This window comes from Gordonia alkanivorans NBRC 16433 (genome assembly GCF_000225505.1).
GTDB classification, from domain to species: domain Bacteria; phylum Actinomycetota; class Actinomycetes; order Mycobacteriales; family Mycobacteriaceae; genus Gordonia; species Gordonia alkanivorans.
The window spans coordinates 202,526-218,133 of record NZ_BACI01000097.1 but is presented as its reverse complement, the minus strand read 5'-3'; the positions used below and the strand labels follow the sequence as shown (position 1 = coordinate 218,133).

At 70.6% G+C, this 15,608-nt stretch carries 1 protein-coding gene (cut by a window edge); it reads left to right on the top strand.

Going from position 1 to position 15,608, the window contains the following annotated elements; genetic code table 11:
* Positions 1–15,608: the final stretch of a non-ribosomal peptide synthase/polyketide synthase gene (locus GOALK_RS23160; RefSeq protein ID WP_157139169.1), read on the top strand. It extends 26,455 nt beyond the left edge of the window; 15,608 of the gene's 42,063 nt are visible here — the last part of the coding sequence; its start codon lies beyond the left edge, outside the window; it ends in the stop codon at positions 15,606–15,608.

Here is a 15,608-nt window from a genome sequence, read left to right as displayed (position 1 = left end):
GTGCCCGTCTGTACCCCGTCGCCGACGATGAGCACATCCTCGCCATCGTCCTGCACCACGTCGGCGCGGACGGCGAGTCGCTGTCGCCGCTGGTGTCCGACCTGGTCACCGCCTACACCGCGCGGGCCGCCGGTCAGCAGCCCGAATTCGCCCCGCTCCCTGTACAGTTCGCTGATTACGCGATCTGGCAGCACGAGGTGCTCGGCTCGGTCGACGATCCCGAATCCGTGGTTGCTCGTCAACTCGCCTACTGGACAACTCAGCTCGCAGGCCTGCCCGACGTCCTCGAACTACCCGCTGATCGGCCGAGGCCCGCCGTCGCATCCGGTCGTGGTGCGCGCGTCGGCGTCGACATCCCGGCCGATGTCGCCAGTGCTGTCGCCGATCTCGCCCGTGCGGGTGGAGTGACTCCCTTCATGGTCGTGCATGCTGCCCTCGCAGTTCTGCTCGCACGACTCTCGGCGACGGACGACATCGCGGTGGGCACGCCGATCGCCGGTCGAGGCCAGGAAGTGCTCGATCCGCTGGTCGGCATGTTCGTCAACACGCTCGTCCTGCGGACCGGCGTCGACGGTGGCCGGTCGTTCCAGGAATTCCTCGCGGATGTTCGCGAGACAGACCTGAGCGCCTTCGCTCACGCCGACATCCCGTTCGAGACCCTCGTCGACCGACTCAACCCGGTTCGCTCCGAGGCGTTCGCTCCACTGGCGCAGGTGATCTTCTCCTTCGACCCGGCCGCGTCGGTGACCGAAGCTCTCGGCGAGGCCGGCGGACTGACGGTCACGCCGTACGATGACGTGGCCGCGATGGCGCAGACCGACCTGTGGATCACGGTGTCGTCTCGCCCGGTCGGCCAGGTATGGCCGATGTCGATCACCTATGCCACCGACCTCTTCGAGGAAGCGACCGTCCTTGAGTTCGCCAACCGCTTCACCCGCCTGCTCGGTGCGTTGACCGCGGCGCCGGGAACCGCAGTGGGCGACGCGCCCTTCGTCGCGCCGGCGACGGTGGCCGAGATCGAGACCGCTGAATGGGGCGATCCCGTGGAGTTGCCGGCCGTGCAGACGGTCAGTGACGCCGTGGCCGCGCAGGCCCGACGCACTCCTGACGCGACCGCGCTCGTCTTCGGTGAGCGTGAGGTGTCCTACGCGGAGTTCTCGGCCCGGGTCAACACGCTCGCCCGTGCCCTGATAGCCGCCGGGGTCGGTCCCGATGTCGCTGTGGCGCTGTGTGTTCCGCGATCGGTCGAGATGATGGTGGCCATCCATGCCGTCGTCGCCGCCGGTGGTCAGTACGTACCCGTCGACGTGGCCGCACCCGCGGACCGCGTTCGCTACATGTACGAGACCGCCGGTGCGCGAGTGCTGCTGGTCGCCGACGCGGACGGGGTACCCGGCGCGGTGAACGCCGCGGACGAGGCCGGGGTCCGTGTCATGACCGTCGACGCCTCGGCGCTGCTGGACGTCGACGCGGCGTCCGCCGCCCCGGTGTCCGACGACGAGCGACTCGCGCCGCTGCGCCCGGACGATGCGGCATACACCCTCTTCACCTCCGGGTCGACCGGACGTCCGAAGGGTGTGACCCTCTCACACGCGGCCGTGCTCAACCGCCTGTGGTGGGGCCTGGACGCGCTGCCGATCGGCCCCGACGACGTCGTGATGCAGAAGACGCCGTACACCTTCGACTGCTCGGTGCCGGAACTGTTCGCGCCGTTGGCGATCGGCGCGCGCGTGGTCGTCCTCGCCGACGGTGGTCACCTCAATCCGCGGCAGGTGGCCGACGAGATCGCCCGCACCGGCACGACGATGGTGCACTTCGTGCCGTCCATGCTCTCGGTGTTCCTCGAGGTCGTCGACCGCGAACAGCTCGCCGCGCTCGACACCCTCCGGATCGTCTCGACCACGGGTGAGGCGTTGCCGCCGGCGGTCGCGGCACCGGCGCGCGAACTGTGGCCGGATGCCTGGTTCTTCAACCTGTACGGCCCGACCGAGGCCGCGGTGGAGATCACGTTCGAGCGGATTCACTCCGTCGCCGCGGATGATCCGACGGTGCCCATCGGCGTTCCGGTCTGGAATTCGTCTGCAGTGGTGTTGGATTCGCGGTTGCGCCGGGTCCCTCCCGGCGTGCCCGGCGAGCTCTACCTCGGCGGGGTCCAACTCGCCCGCGGTTACGCCGCCCGCCCGGACCTCACTGCCGAGAGATTCGTCGCCGACCCGTACGGCGAGCCGGGCTCGCGTCTGTACCGCACCGGCGACCTGGTGCGCCGCCGTCCCGATGGCGTGCTGGAGTATCTCGGCCGCACCGACTTCCAGGTCAAGCTGCGCGGACAGCGCATCGAACTCGGTGAGATCGAGGCGGTCATCGCGTCGGCGCCCGGCGTCGTGCACGCTGCGGCGACGGTGGCCACCGCACCCGGTGGCGGCGAACACCTCGTCGGTTACGTGGCGGGGGCCCCGGGCGAGCGTCTCGACATCGACGCGGTGAAGTCCGTTGTCGCGGCGTCGCTCCCGGAGTACATGCGGCCGAGCGTGTGGATGCCCGTCGAGGACATCGCGCTGAACACCGCAGGCAAGATCGACCGTCGTGCACTGCCTGAGCCGGTGTTCTCCGCCGGTGAGTACGTCGAGCCCGCCGATGAGTCGGAGGCCGCGGTGGCGGCCGTGTTCGCCGACGTCCTCGGCCTCGGCCGCGTGAGCGTCACCGACTCCTTCTTCGACCTCGGTGGCAACTCGCTGTCGGCGATGCGGTTGGCCGCGCGCGTCGGTGAGGTCACCGGCAGCGAGATCTCGGTCCGCGATCTGTTCGACGCGCCGAGCGTGCGAGAACTGGCCCGTGCCAGCGCCGATCTCGACGCAGCCCGGGCGCCCATCGTCGCGGTCAGTCCGCGTCCGGAACGCATCCCGCTGGCCTTTGCGCAGCAACGGATGTGGTTCGTCAACCAAGCCGATACCACCTCGTCGGCCTACAACATCCCGGTGGTGTTGCGGCTGTCCGGTTCCCTCGACGAAGACGCTCTGCACGCCGCCCTGATCGACGTGGTGTCGCGCCACGAGTCGCTGCGGACCACGTTCCCGTCCGCCGACGGCACGCCGTATCAGAAGATCAACCGCGCGACCTCGGTCGCCGCGCGTCTGGACTGGGATGTGGTCTCCTCGCAAGAGGAGATCGAGGCCGCGGTGTCGGCCGGCTTCGACGTCTCGCGCGACTGGCCGATCCGCGCCCGGATCTGGGAGGTGGCGCCGGATGAGCACGTGTTCGCGGTCGTCACCCACCACATCGCCTCCGACGGTGAGTCGATGATGCCCCTGGTGAGCGATGTCGTCACCGCTTATCTGGCCGAAACCGCGGATGCCGACCCGGATTTCGCAGATCTCGAGGTCCAGTTCGCCGACTTCGCGATCTGGCAGCACGACGTGCTCGGCTCGCCCGACGATCCGGAATCCGTTGTCGGTCGCCAGCTCGCCTACTGGGTCGAGCGGTTGGCCGGTCTGCCGGACGTGATCGACGTGCCCACCGACCGCCCCCGCCCGGCCCGTGCCAGCCAGCGCGGCGGACGCGTCTCCTTCACGGTGCCGGCCGAGGTCGGTGACCGGATCGCGCGCGTCGCCCAGGACACCGGCGCCACGCCCTTCATGGTTGTGCACGCGGCGTTGGCCGCGCTGCTCTCGCGACTGTCGGCGACCGATGACATCGCGATCGGCACCCCGGTCGCGGGTCGAGGTCAGCGCGTGCTCGATCCGCTGGTCGGCATGTTCGTCAACACGCTCGTGCTTCGCACCAGCGTGGACCTCGACCGCGGCTTCGACGATCTGCTCGAGGCCACCAGAGAGGCCGATCTCGGCGCGTTCGCGAATGCCGATGTGCCCTTCGAGATCGTCGTCGATGCTGCCGGTGCCCAACGGTCGGCGGCCTTCGCTCCGTTCACCCAGGTCTGGCTCACCTTCGACCAGTCCACCCTGCCGGAGCTCGCCGGCGCCGACCTGTCGGTGGGGGAGGTCGCCGGCCTCCGGGTGAGTCCGGTGGACACCGGTCAGACCCCGGCGCGCGTCGACCTGCTCATCGGGATGACCCAGCCCGGCCGCGGCGAGGAGTGGGCAGGCACCATCACCTACGCCACGGACCTGTTCGACGAGTCGACCGCGGTCCGCCTGGGCGAGCAGCTCGTCGGACTGCTGACCGAGGCCGTCGACGATCCCCGGACCCCGCTGCGGCAGATCACGCTCGGCGACACGATGTCGGTTGCCGAGCTCGCCCGCGCCGCAGCGCAACCCGAGCCCCAGCGCCAGACGGTGTCGATCGCCGACTCCGACGCGGTCGTGACCGGGGGGGCGGGAACCGAGCCGGTCGTCCTGGGCGACCTGTTCGCACAGTCCGCCGCGAAGTGGGGACCGCGCCAGGCCGTCGTCGACGCCGACAACGTCTGGCTGTCCTACGCGGACCTCGACGCGCGGTCGAACCGCCTGGCGCGCTGGCTGATCGGTCAGGGCATCGGCCCGGAGAAGCTGGTCGCGCTGGCGATCGGCCGCTCCGCGCAGCTGCTCACCGCTATCTGGGCGGTGGCCAAGACCGGTGGTGGGTATGTGCCGATCGACCCGGACTATCCCGCCGAGCGGGTGGCGAACATGGTCGAGGATTCGGGCGCGGTCCTGGGCCTGGCCGTCGAGGCGTCGGGAACCCTGCCCGGGGATCGCTTCTCGTGGCTCCGTCTCGACGACGCCACGCTGTCCGCCGAGATCGAGAGATTGTCCGACGCGCCGATCACCGCATCGGATCGTCGTGCGCCGGTGCGGGTCGACAACGTCGCCTACGTGATCTACACGTCTGGCTCGACCGGACGCCCGAAGGGTGTCGCCGTGACACATTCGGGTCTGGCGAACTTCGCCGCCGAGGAGATCCGCCGGTCGGGTGCCGACGAGTACTCGCGGGTGCTGGGCTTTGCCTCGCCCAGCTTCGACGCGTCGGTGCTCGAGTATCTGCTTGCGACCGTGTCCGGCGGCGTGTTGATCTATCGTCCCGCTGACGCCGTCGGCGGTCCGCCGCTGCAGGACTTCATGATGCGGCAGGCGATCACCCACACGTTCCTGACGCCGACCGTGCTCGCGACCATCGAACCGCAGGCGGTTCCCGCACTCCGGGTCGTGTATGCCGGCGGCGAGGCCGTGCCGCAGGCGCTCAAGGACAGCTGGGCTCCGTTCCGGCGGATCCAGAACCTGTACGGCCCCACCGAAACCACGATCGGCGTCACCATCAGTGCGCCGATGGCGGTGGGCGAGCCGGTCTCGCTCGGCGGCCCGCTCGCCGGCGTGGGCCTGATGGTGCTCGACGCGCAATTGCGTCCGGTCCCCATCGGGGTCGCGGGTGAGCTGTATGTCAACGGCGGCGCGCTGTCGCGCGGATACCTCGACCGCCCTGGCCTGACCGCCGAGAAGTTCGTGGCCAACCCGCACGGGCACCCGGGTGACCGGATGTATCGCACCGGTGACATCGTGCGGTGGAAACAGGATTTTACCGGCGCCCCGGTCATCGAGTACTCCGGACGCAGCGACGACCAGGTGAAGCTGCGCGGGCTGCGCATCGAACTGGGTGAGATCGAGGCGGTTCTCGCCGAGCACCCGGCGGTCCGCTCGGCCGTGGTCGTCGGTGTCGGCGGTTCGGTCGCCACCGCGCTGGCCGCCTATGTGGTCGCCACGGGCGCCGACGTCGATCCGGCAGAGCTGAGAGCATTTGTCGGCGAACGACTTCCGGCGCACATGGTGCCGGCATCGGTGGCTGTGCTCGACGAGCTCCCGCTGACCCCGGTCGGCAAGCTCGACAAGGCGGCGCTCCCCGCACCGGTGATCGAGGTCGGCGAGATCGTGGCCCCGGAGACCGAGCAGGAGGCTGCGGTCGCCGCGGTGTTCGCCGAGGTCCTGGGCATCGACCAGGTCAGCGTGACCGAGTCCTTCTTCGACCTCGGTGGCAACTCGCTGTCGGCGACGCGCGTCGCCGCCCGGGTGGGCGAGGTACTCGGTGTCGAGACCTCGGTGCGTGACCTGTTCGAGGCGCCGACAGTACGTGCGCTGGTGGGCGAGGTGTCCGGACACGCCGCGGCGCTGCCCCCGATCGTCGCGAATGCCGAACGGCCGGAACTCGTTCCGCTGTCGTTCGCACAGCAACGGATGTGGTTCATCAACCAGTTCGATCCGTCGCTTCCGACCTACAACATCCCGGTGGTGTTGCAGGTGACCGGACCTCTGGACACCGACGCACTGCGCCAGGCGATGGCCGACGTGGTGGGCCGCCACGAGGTCTTGCGCACCACCTTCCCCTCCGTCGAGGGGGCGGCATATCAGCTCATCCATCCGCGCGAGCAGATCGCCGAACGCCTCGACTGGGGGATCGTGGCGGATCAGCGCGAGCTGGAGAGCGCGATCGTCGCGGGCTTCGACGTGAGCGCCGACTGGCCGGTCCGTGCGCGGGTCTGGCCGGTCGAGCCGGGCCGATCCGTGGTCGCAGTGGTCGTCCATCACATCGCTGCCGACGGCGAATCGATGAATCCGCTCCTGGCCGACGTGATGAACGCCTACGACGCGCGGGTCGCCGGGCGGGCACCCGACTTCGAACCGCTCGAGGTCCAGTTCGCCGACTTCGCGCTCTGGCAGCACGATGTCCTCGGCGACGGGTCCGACCCGGACTCGGTGATCGGCGCCCAGTTGTCCTACTGGGCAGACAAACTCGCCGATCTGCCCGAGGTGCTCACGCTGCCGTTCGATCGGCCGAGGCCGCTCGTCGCCTCGCAGCGGGGCGGCCGGGTCGGTGCCGCGATACCGGCCGAGATCGGCGACCGCGTGCGCGACCTCGCTCGCGAGGCCGACGCGACGCCGTTCATCGTGGTACATGCGGCGCTCGCGGTTCTGCTGGCGCGTCTGTCGGCGGGGGAGGACGTGGCGATTGCGACGCCGGTGGCGGGCCGCGGCCAGCGTGTCCTCGACCCGCTGGTCGGTATGTTCGTCAACACCCTCGTCCTCCGCACGCAGATCGCTCCGTCGATGACGTTCGCCGAACTCCTCGAGCAGGCGCGCGAGACCGATCTCGAGGCGTTCGCCAACGCCGACGTCGCGTTCGAGACGCTCGTCGAGCGACTCAACCCCGTACGGTCGGAGGCGTTCGCACCACTGGCGCAGGTCATGCTGACCTTCGGTCAGACGGCTCTCCCCGAGATGGGAGCCGACACGGCCCCGGCCTCCGTTGCCGGTCTCGACATCGAACCGATGTCGCCCGCAGACCCGCCGGCGAAGCTCGACCTCACCGTCGGTGTCACCGTCCCCGAGCGCGACGGCGACTGGCCGCTCGAGTTCGTGTTTGCACGGGACCTCTTTGATGAGGACACCGTGGCTCAGCTGGCCCGCAGGTTCGTCGCGATCCTCGATCAGCTGACGGCGCGGACCGAGGCGCCGGTGGCTGAGGCGGCGCTCCTCGAACCCGCCGAGGTTGCGGACATACTGCGTCGGTCCCGTGGCACCGAGATCGTCATCGCAGCGGAATCCGTTGTCGCCGGGGTAGAGGCCGGCACTACCCGGCATCCCGACACGATCGCGCTGACCTTCGCTGACCGTGAGCTGTCTTATCGCGAATTCGGAGCCCGGGTCGCAGATGTGGCGCGCGAGCTGCTGGCGCTGGGCGTCGGTCCCGACGTCGCGGTGGCGGTGTGCATCGATCGCGGCGTGGAGATGGTCGTGGCGGTCCACGCGGTGACCGCGGCGGGTGGGCAGTACGTGCCCATCGACACCGCGGCCCCGGGCGACCGCGTGCGCTACATGGTCGAGACCGCGGCCGCGCGGGTCCTCCTCGTCGGACCGCGGCCCGTGGCGGCCGACCTGTCCGGTCTCGACGACGGGATCCAGCGTGTCGTCGTCGATTCGACCCGCGACATCGATCCGTCGACTCCGCCGGTCACCGACGCCGAGCGCGTGCGGCCGATCCGCGGTGACGACGCGCTGTACACCCTGTTCACCTCGGGTTCGACGGGACGGCCGAAGGGCGTCACCGTCTCGCACGCGTCCGTGGCCAACCGGTTGTGGTGGGGACTCGACGAGTACCCCTGGACCGTGGGTGACCGGATCATCCAGAAGACGCCGTACACCTTCGACGTCTCGGTGCCGGAGCTGTTCGCGCCGTTGCTGACCGGTGCGACGATGGTGATCGCGGAACCGGGCGGTCACGCCGATCCGCTCTACATCGCCGACCTGATCGCGTCGAGCGGCGCCACCTCGGTGCACTTCGTCCCGTCGATGCTGTCGGTGTTCCTCGATGTCGTACCGGCCGAGACGATCTCGCGCCTGGGTACGCTCCGCTGGCTGTTCGCCTCCGGTGAGGCGCTACCGCCCGCGGTGGTGGCCCGTGCCCACGAGCTGCTGCCACACGTGCGGATCGTGAACCTGTTCGGTCCCACCGAGGCGGCGGTCGAGGTGGCCTACGCCGACGTGACCCGGGCACCGTCGGTCGTGCCGATCGGCGTGCCGGTCTGGAACACGACCACCCATGTGCTCGACGCGCGACTGAATCCTGTCCCGACGGGAGTCCCGGGTGAGCTCTATCTCGGTGGCGATCAGGTGGCACGCGGGTATGCCGCGCAACCGGGATTGTCCGCCGAGCGCTTCGTGGCCGACCCGTTCGGCCGGCCCGGCTCGCGGCTCTACCGAACCGGTGATCTCGTGCGGTGGAACACCGACGGGGAGATCGAGTACCTCGGCCGCACCGACTTCCAGGTGAAGCTGCGCGGCCAGCGCATCGAACTGGGCGAGATCGAGTCCGTCGTCGCGGCCGCGCCCGGCGTCGTGCACGCCGCGGTGACGGTGGTCGACGCGCCGGGGGGCGGACAGCATCTGGTCGCCTATGTCGCGCCGTCGACCGTGGACCTCGAGGTCCTGCGCGACGCGGTGACACAGGCACTCCCGGAGTACATGCGTCCGACACTGTGGATGCCGATCGACGACGTCGTGCTGAACAGCGCGGGCAAGCTCGACCGCCGCGCCCTGCCCGCCCCCGACTTCGCGGGGCTCGACGCCGATCACGTCGCGCCCGCCAACGCGACGGAGGAGACCCTGGCGAGCATCGTGGCGGGTCTGCTCGGACTGGAGCGGGTCTCGGTCACCCAGTCGTTCTTCGCGCTCGGCGGCGACTCGATCATGTCGATCCAGCTCGCCTCGGCGGTTCGCGCGGCCGGGTTCACGCTGACACCGCGAGACATTTTCGAGCAACGGACCATCCGGGCGATGGCCCGCGTGGTCGCCGGCGAGGCCCACCGCCTGCCGGCGCTCGACGAACCCGCGGGCGGCGCGCACGGCGACCTGCCGCTGCTGCCGGTGATGTCGTGGATGATCGAACACTCTTCGGAGCCGGGCGATCTCGCGGACTTCTCGCAGTACCGGGTGCTTCATGCACCGTCGGGGCTCACCGTGGACGCGTTGTCGGAGTTGCTGTCCGAGCTCATCGCGGTGCACCCGATGCTGTCCGCGCGTCTCACCCGCAACGGTGACCGCTGGCGACTCGTCGCCGGTTCCGGCGTGAGCCCAGATGGTTCGGGAACCGATGGCCCGAGCGCAGCGCCGTACGTGTTCGCGCGGTCCTCGGCCTCGTCGGTGGGTACCCCCGGCCACGACGAGGATGTGCGCGCCGCGCATGGCGAGGCGCTGGCACACCTCGATCCGTCGACCGGTGTACTCGTCGCGGCGGGCATCGTCACCGACGTCGACGGCGTCGGCCGGGTCGTCCTGGCGATCCACCATCTCGGTGTCGACGCGGTGTCCTGGCCGATCATCGTCGAGGACCTGGTGACCGGATGGGCGCAGCGGGCAGCGGGTCAGCCGATCGCCCTGCGTGCCGAGGCGACGTCCGAGCGGGCGTGGGCCCACGCGGTCGGCGCACAGGCCGACCGGCGCGCCACCGAGCTGCCGTACTGGCTCGAGCGGCTCCCGGCCCGGCCCACTGATCTCGGGATCGACTTCGACGCGTCGCGGGACCGGTTCGCCACCGAGGTGTCGGTGGTCCACTCGTTCGACGCGCAGGTGACCGAGGCCGCGCTGACCTCGGTGCCGGAAGCGTTCCGCGGCAACGCCAACGACGTCCTGTTGGGAACGTTCGCACGGGCGGTCCGGTCGTGGCAGGCCGCGCGCGGCATCGCCGACGTCGCACCCGTGACGGTCCTGGTCGAGGGCCACGGTCGCAAGGACGAGATCGTCACCGCCGACGGCGAACGCGCCGTCGACCTGTCCCGCACGGTCGGCTGGTTCACCACGATCGCCCCGGTGGCCGTCGATCCGTCCGCCGACGTCACCCATGCGGTGAAGTCGGCCAAGGAAGAACGCCTCGGGCAACCCGACGGCGGGCTCGGATTCGGTGTGCTGCGCTACGGCGCCGACACCGAGCTGGCCCAGCGTCCGCTGCCGAGCATCGGGTTCAACTTCTTCGGCGCCGGCCGAGCCGGACGTCCCGCGGCCGAACCCGCGCACGACGTCATCCCATTCACCGGCGCGCCGAGCGCACCGGGGATGCCGCCGTCGGTGTCGGGCGCGATGGTCGCGCTGAACCCGTTGAGCGTCAACGTCGGAACGCGGAGCGACGGCGAAGCCCGTCGTCTCACTGCCAACTTCACGTTCCCGTCGGCTCTGTTCGGCACCGACGACATCACCGCACTCGCCGAACTGTGGGCGGCCGAACTCGCCGCTGTCGCAGAGCACGTCGCGACGGTCGGCGACCCGGGCCGGTCGCCGGCGGACGTGCCGGGCACGCCGGTCACGCAGGATGAACTCGACGCCCTCGCGGTGCGTTTCCCGGGTGCGGACGTCTGGCCGCTCACGCCGCTGCAGGCGGGTCTGTACTTCCAGTCGCAGATGGCGGCGCGCGACCCGTCGGGCGCCGACGATGTGCCCGCGGCGGGAGCCGGCAGCGTGGACGTGTACGTCACCCAGGCCGTCCTGCATCTCGGGGGCGACGTCGACCGATCGCGATTGCGGTCGGCCGCAGCGGAACTGGTGGCGCATCATCGCGTGCTGCGCAGCGGATATGTGCGTACCCCCGGTGGTGCGCTGGTGGCGGTCGTGCCCCCGCGCGCCGACCTGCCGTGGTCCGAGGTGTCCCTGGACCCGGGTCTCGACGACGTCGACGTCGCACGACGGGTGCGTGAGATCGCCGACGCCGAACGGATCACGCCGTTCGACCTCGAGGCACCGCCGCTCATGCGGTTCGTCGGTGTCGAGCACGCCGCCGGTTCCGAGACGACACTGAGCCTGATCGTGACCAACCACCACATTCTGCTCGACGGCTGGTCCGGGCCGCTGGTCCTCGCGGACCTGCTCGCGCTGTACGCCGGGGTCGGCCCGTACACGGCCACCATCGCCGCGGAGACCGACTTCGGTGATCACGTCCGGCGTCTCGCCGCCACCGACCGGGCCGCGGGTCTCGCCGCGTGGCGGGAGGTGCTGTCGCCGCTCGAGGAACCGACGCTGGTGTCCGGCGTCGAGGAGGCCACGACCACCTCGTTGCCGCGCAACCACGAGGAGTGGATCGACGCCGGGACGACGGCCGCGATCAACCGGGTCGCCCGCGAGCGCGGCGTCACGGTCAGCACGATCCTGCAGTTCGCGTGGGCGGTACTGCTGTCGCGTATGACCGGTAACCGGGTCGTCGCCTTCGGTGAGACCGTGTCGGGCCGCCCGTCCGACCTCGACGGTGTCGAGGGCATGGTCGGCCTGTTCATCAACACGGTCCCGAGCGTCGTCGACGTCGACCCGAACGCCGCCATCGGTGACGTGCTCGCCGCGATGCAGGCCGACAAGGTCGCAGTCCTCGACCATCAGCACGTCGGCCTCGCCGACCTCACCGCGCTGGCTGGGATGGGTGCCCTCTTCGACACCCTCACCGTGTTCGAGTCGTTCCCCGTGGACTCCGACTCGCTGTCGACCGCGGACACGTCGCTGGCCGGCGGTCTGCAGATCGTCGGCGTGGATGCCGACGACTCGACGCACTATCCGCTCAACCTCGCGTCGTCACCGTCGGGAGACCGCCTGCTGCTGAAGCTCAAGTACCTGCCGTCGGCCTTCGCCGACGACCAGGTGCGCGTGTTCGGTGCGGCGCTGCGCGAGATCCTGCGGACGACCGTCGACGATGCGGATCGGCCGACCTCGACGATCGCCCTCCTCGACGCGGCGGCAGCCGCCGAGCTCGCCCCGGTGAACGGTCCGGCGGCGCCGGAGCCGCGACTGCTGGGCGAGGTCTTCGCCGACGTCGCGGCCACGCATGCCGAGATCGTCGCGGTCACCGACGGCACCGGCGCATCGCTCACCTACGCCGAGCTCGACGAGCGGTCGAATCGTCTCGCGCGGTGGATGACCGGTCGGGGCATCGGCGTCGATCACGTGGTGGGGCTCGCGGTGGGACGCACCGTCGACCGTCTGGTCGGGCAGTGGGCCCTGGCGAAGCTGGGTGCGGCGTACCTGTCCGTCGACCCGACGCTGCCCGCCGACCGCATCGCGCACATGATCACCGATTCCGGTGTGCGACTGGTCATCACGTCCGATCGACGAGGCCCGGACTCGGGCGTCGACGTCCCGGGCGACGTCGAGTCGATCGATGTGCACACCCTCTCCGAGGCGGTGCGCGAGGTCGACGGCAGTCCGCTCACCCCGGGCGACATGGCTGGTGACCCGCGTCTCGACGCGCTCGCCTACGTCATCTACACCTCCGGCTCGACCGGTGTGCCCAAGGGTGTCGCGGTCACCCATCGTGGTGCACACGCCTTTGCGGTCGCCGAGGCGCAGCGGTTCGGTATCCGTCCGGGTTCACGTGTACTCGGTTACGCCTCACCGAGTTTCGACGCCTCGGTGCTCGAGTGGCTGCTCGCCTCGACCTCGGGTTCGACGCTGGTCTACCGGCCGGACGAGGCCGTCGGCGGCGAGGTGCTCACCGGATTCCTCCGCGAGCACGCGCTGACGCACGTGTTCCTGACACCGAGTGTGCTGGCGACGGTCGAACCCGACGAGCTGCCCGCACTGCGGATGCTCGCCTCGGGTGGCGAGGCGGTCTCCACCGCCCTCGTCCGCGCGTGGTCGCACCGGGTCGCGTTCCACAACGCCTACGGTCCGACGGAGACGTCGGTGGCGGTCACCATCAGCGGTCCGCTCGATCCGGACGGACCGGTGACCATCGGCGCGCCCGTGCCGGGTACCGGTCTGCTGGTCCTCGACCAGCGCCTGGCGCCGGTGCCCGTCGGGATGGCCGGCGAGCTGTACGCCACCGGCGTCTCGCTGGCACGCGGTTACCTCGGGCGCCCGCAACTGACCGCCGAACGGTTCGTGGCGTCCCCGTTCGGGGTGCCCGGCGATCGCATGTACCGCACGGGCGACCGTGTCCGGTGGGTGCGCTCGGCGTCAGGTGAGCTGGTGCTCGAGTACCTGGGACGTTCGGACGACCAGGTGAAGCTGCGCGGGCTGCGCATCGAACTCGGCGAGATCGAGAACGCGCTGTCCTCGTATCCCGGTGTCCAGACGGCCGTGGTGCTCGGGGTGGGCGGGTCGGTCGCGACCGCCCTGGCCGCCTACGTCGTGCCGACATCGGACGCGCAAGCGGGCGGGGCCGCGGCCGTCGACGTCGGCGAGCTGCGCGACCATCTCGCGGATCGGTTGCCGTCGTACATGATCCCGGCGACGATCACGGTCCTCGACGCCCTGCCGCTCACCCCGACGGGCAAGCTGGACAAGCGGGCCCTGCCCGCCCCGGAGATCGCGGCGGACGACCTCGTGGCCCCGGAGACGGCGGCCGAGGCGCGCGTCGTGGCCGTCTTCGCCGACCTGCTGGGCGTCGACGCGGTGTCGGTGACGGGTGACTTCTTCGCCCTCGGCGGCAACTCGCTGTCGGCGACCCGCTTGGCCGCGCGCGTCGGCGACGCGTTGAACGCCGACATCGGCGTCCGGGACGTATTCGAGTCGCCCACCCCGCGGGCCCTGGCCGCTCTCGGAGAACACCGCGGCGGGTTGCGCGCTCCGGTGATCCGGGTCGAGCCCAGACCGGCGGAGATCCCGCTGTCGTTCGCGCAGCAGCGGATCTGGTTCATCAACCGCCTCGATCCGGCGTCGGCGGCGTACAACCTGCCGATCGGTGTCGAACTCGGCGGCGAGCTCGACGTCGAGGCCCTGAGCGCGGCGATCGGCGACGTCGTCGCCCGGCACGAGATCCTGCGGACCACGTTCCCCGCCGTCGACGGCCGGCCGACGCAGGTCGTCCACGACGCCGACGGTCCGGCCGCGCTGCCCCGGCTCGTCGAATGTGCCTCGGAGGCCGAGCTTCTCGACGCGCTGTCGGCCGGGTTCGACGTCACCACCGAGGTGCCCGTCCGGATCCGGTTGTGGCAGCGCGGCGAGGGTTCGTGGGTCCTGCTCGCGGTGCTGCATCACATCGTGGGTGACGGTGAGTCCATGCGGCCGCTGTTGGCCGATGTCGTGACCGCCTACCGCGACCGTGCGGCCGGCCGCACGCCGGAGTTGCCGCCGCTGCCGGTCCAGTTCGCCGACTACGCACTGTGGCAGCAACGCGAGCTCGGGGCGGTCGACGACCCGACGTCGGTGGTCGGCCGGCAACTGTCGTACTGGCTGCGTCAGCTCGCCGGGGTTCCCGATGTGCTGGAACTGCCCGCCGACCGCCCGCGCCCGACCGTGGCGTCGATGCGGGGTGCGCGGGTGGACTTCGAGATCCCGCACGACGTCGCGACGCGGATCTCGGCGCTGGCGCGCGACCGCGGGATGACGCCGTTCATGGTGGTGCACGCGGGCCTGTCGGTGCTGCTCGCCCGGGTCACCGCGACCGACGACATCGCGGTGGCCACGCCCATCGCGGGTCGCGGACGCGCCGAGATCGATCAGCTGATCGGTATGTTCGTCAACACCCTGGTCCTGCGGGCCGAGGTCGACCCGTCGATGAGCTTCGCCGAACTGCTCGAGGACACCCGGGTCGTCGACCTCGACGCCTTCACCAACGCCGACGTGCCGTTCGAGACACTGGTCGAACGTCTGAACCCGACCCGGTCGAGGGCGTTCTCGCCGCTGGCACAGGTCATGCTCACGCTGACCAACGCGGGCAGCGGTTCACCGGTGCTCGAGGCGGAGGGGCTGCGGGTCGCGCCACTCGAGTCGCCGGTCACGTCCGCCCAGCTCGACCTGACGGTCGCGGTGGTCGCCCGTCCGGACCGGTCCTGGTCGGCGTCGATGGTGTACGCCACGGACCTGTTCGACGAGGGGACCGTCGAACTGCTCGCGCAGCGCCTGGTTACGCTCCTCGACGGGCTCACCGCCCGACCGGATGCCGCGGTCGGGGAGTGTCCGCTCGTGACGCCCGCGGAACGTGATCGCGTGCTGGCGTGGTCGGCGGGTGCCGCGACGCGGCCGACCGGTGCGACCCTGCCGGGCATCATCGGATCCCGGCAGCCCGGCGCGGGGGAGCCGGGAGTCGGCGAGAACGGTGTGACCGGCCGCGAGGTCGGGTACAACGGTTGCGGCGGGTACAACGGCCTGAACGGGGACGCGGGTCGCTACGGTGACGATGGTTCCGACGGCAGTGGTCCCGGTGGGGATGACTGA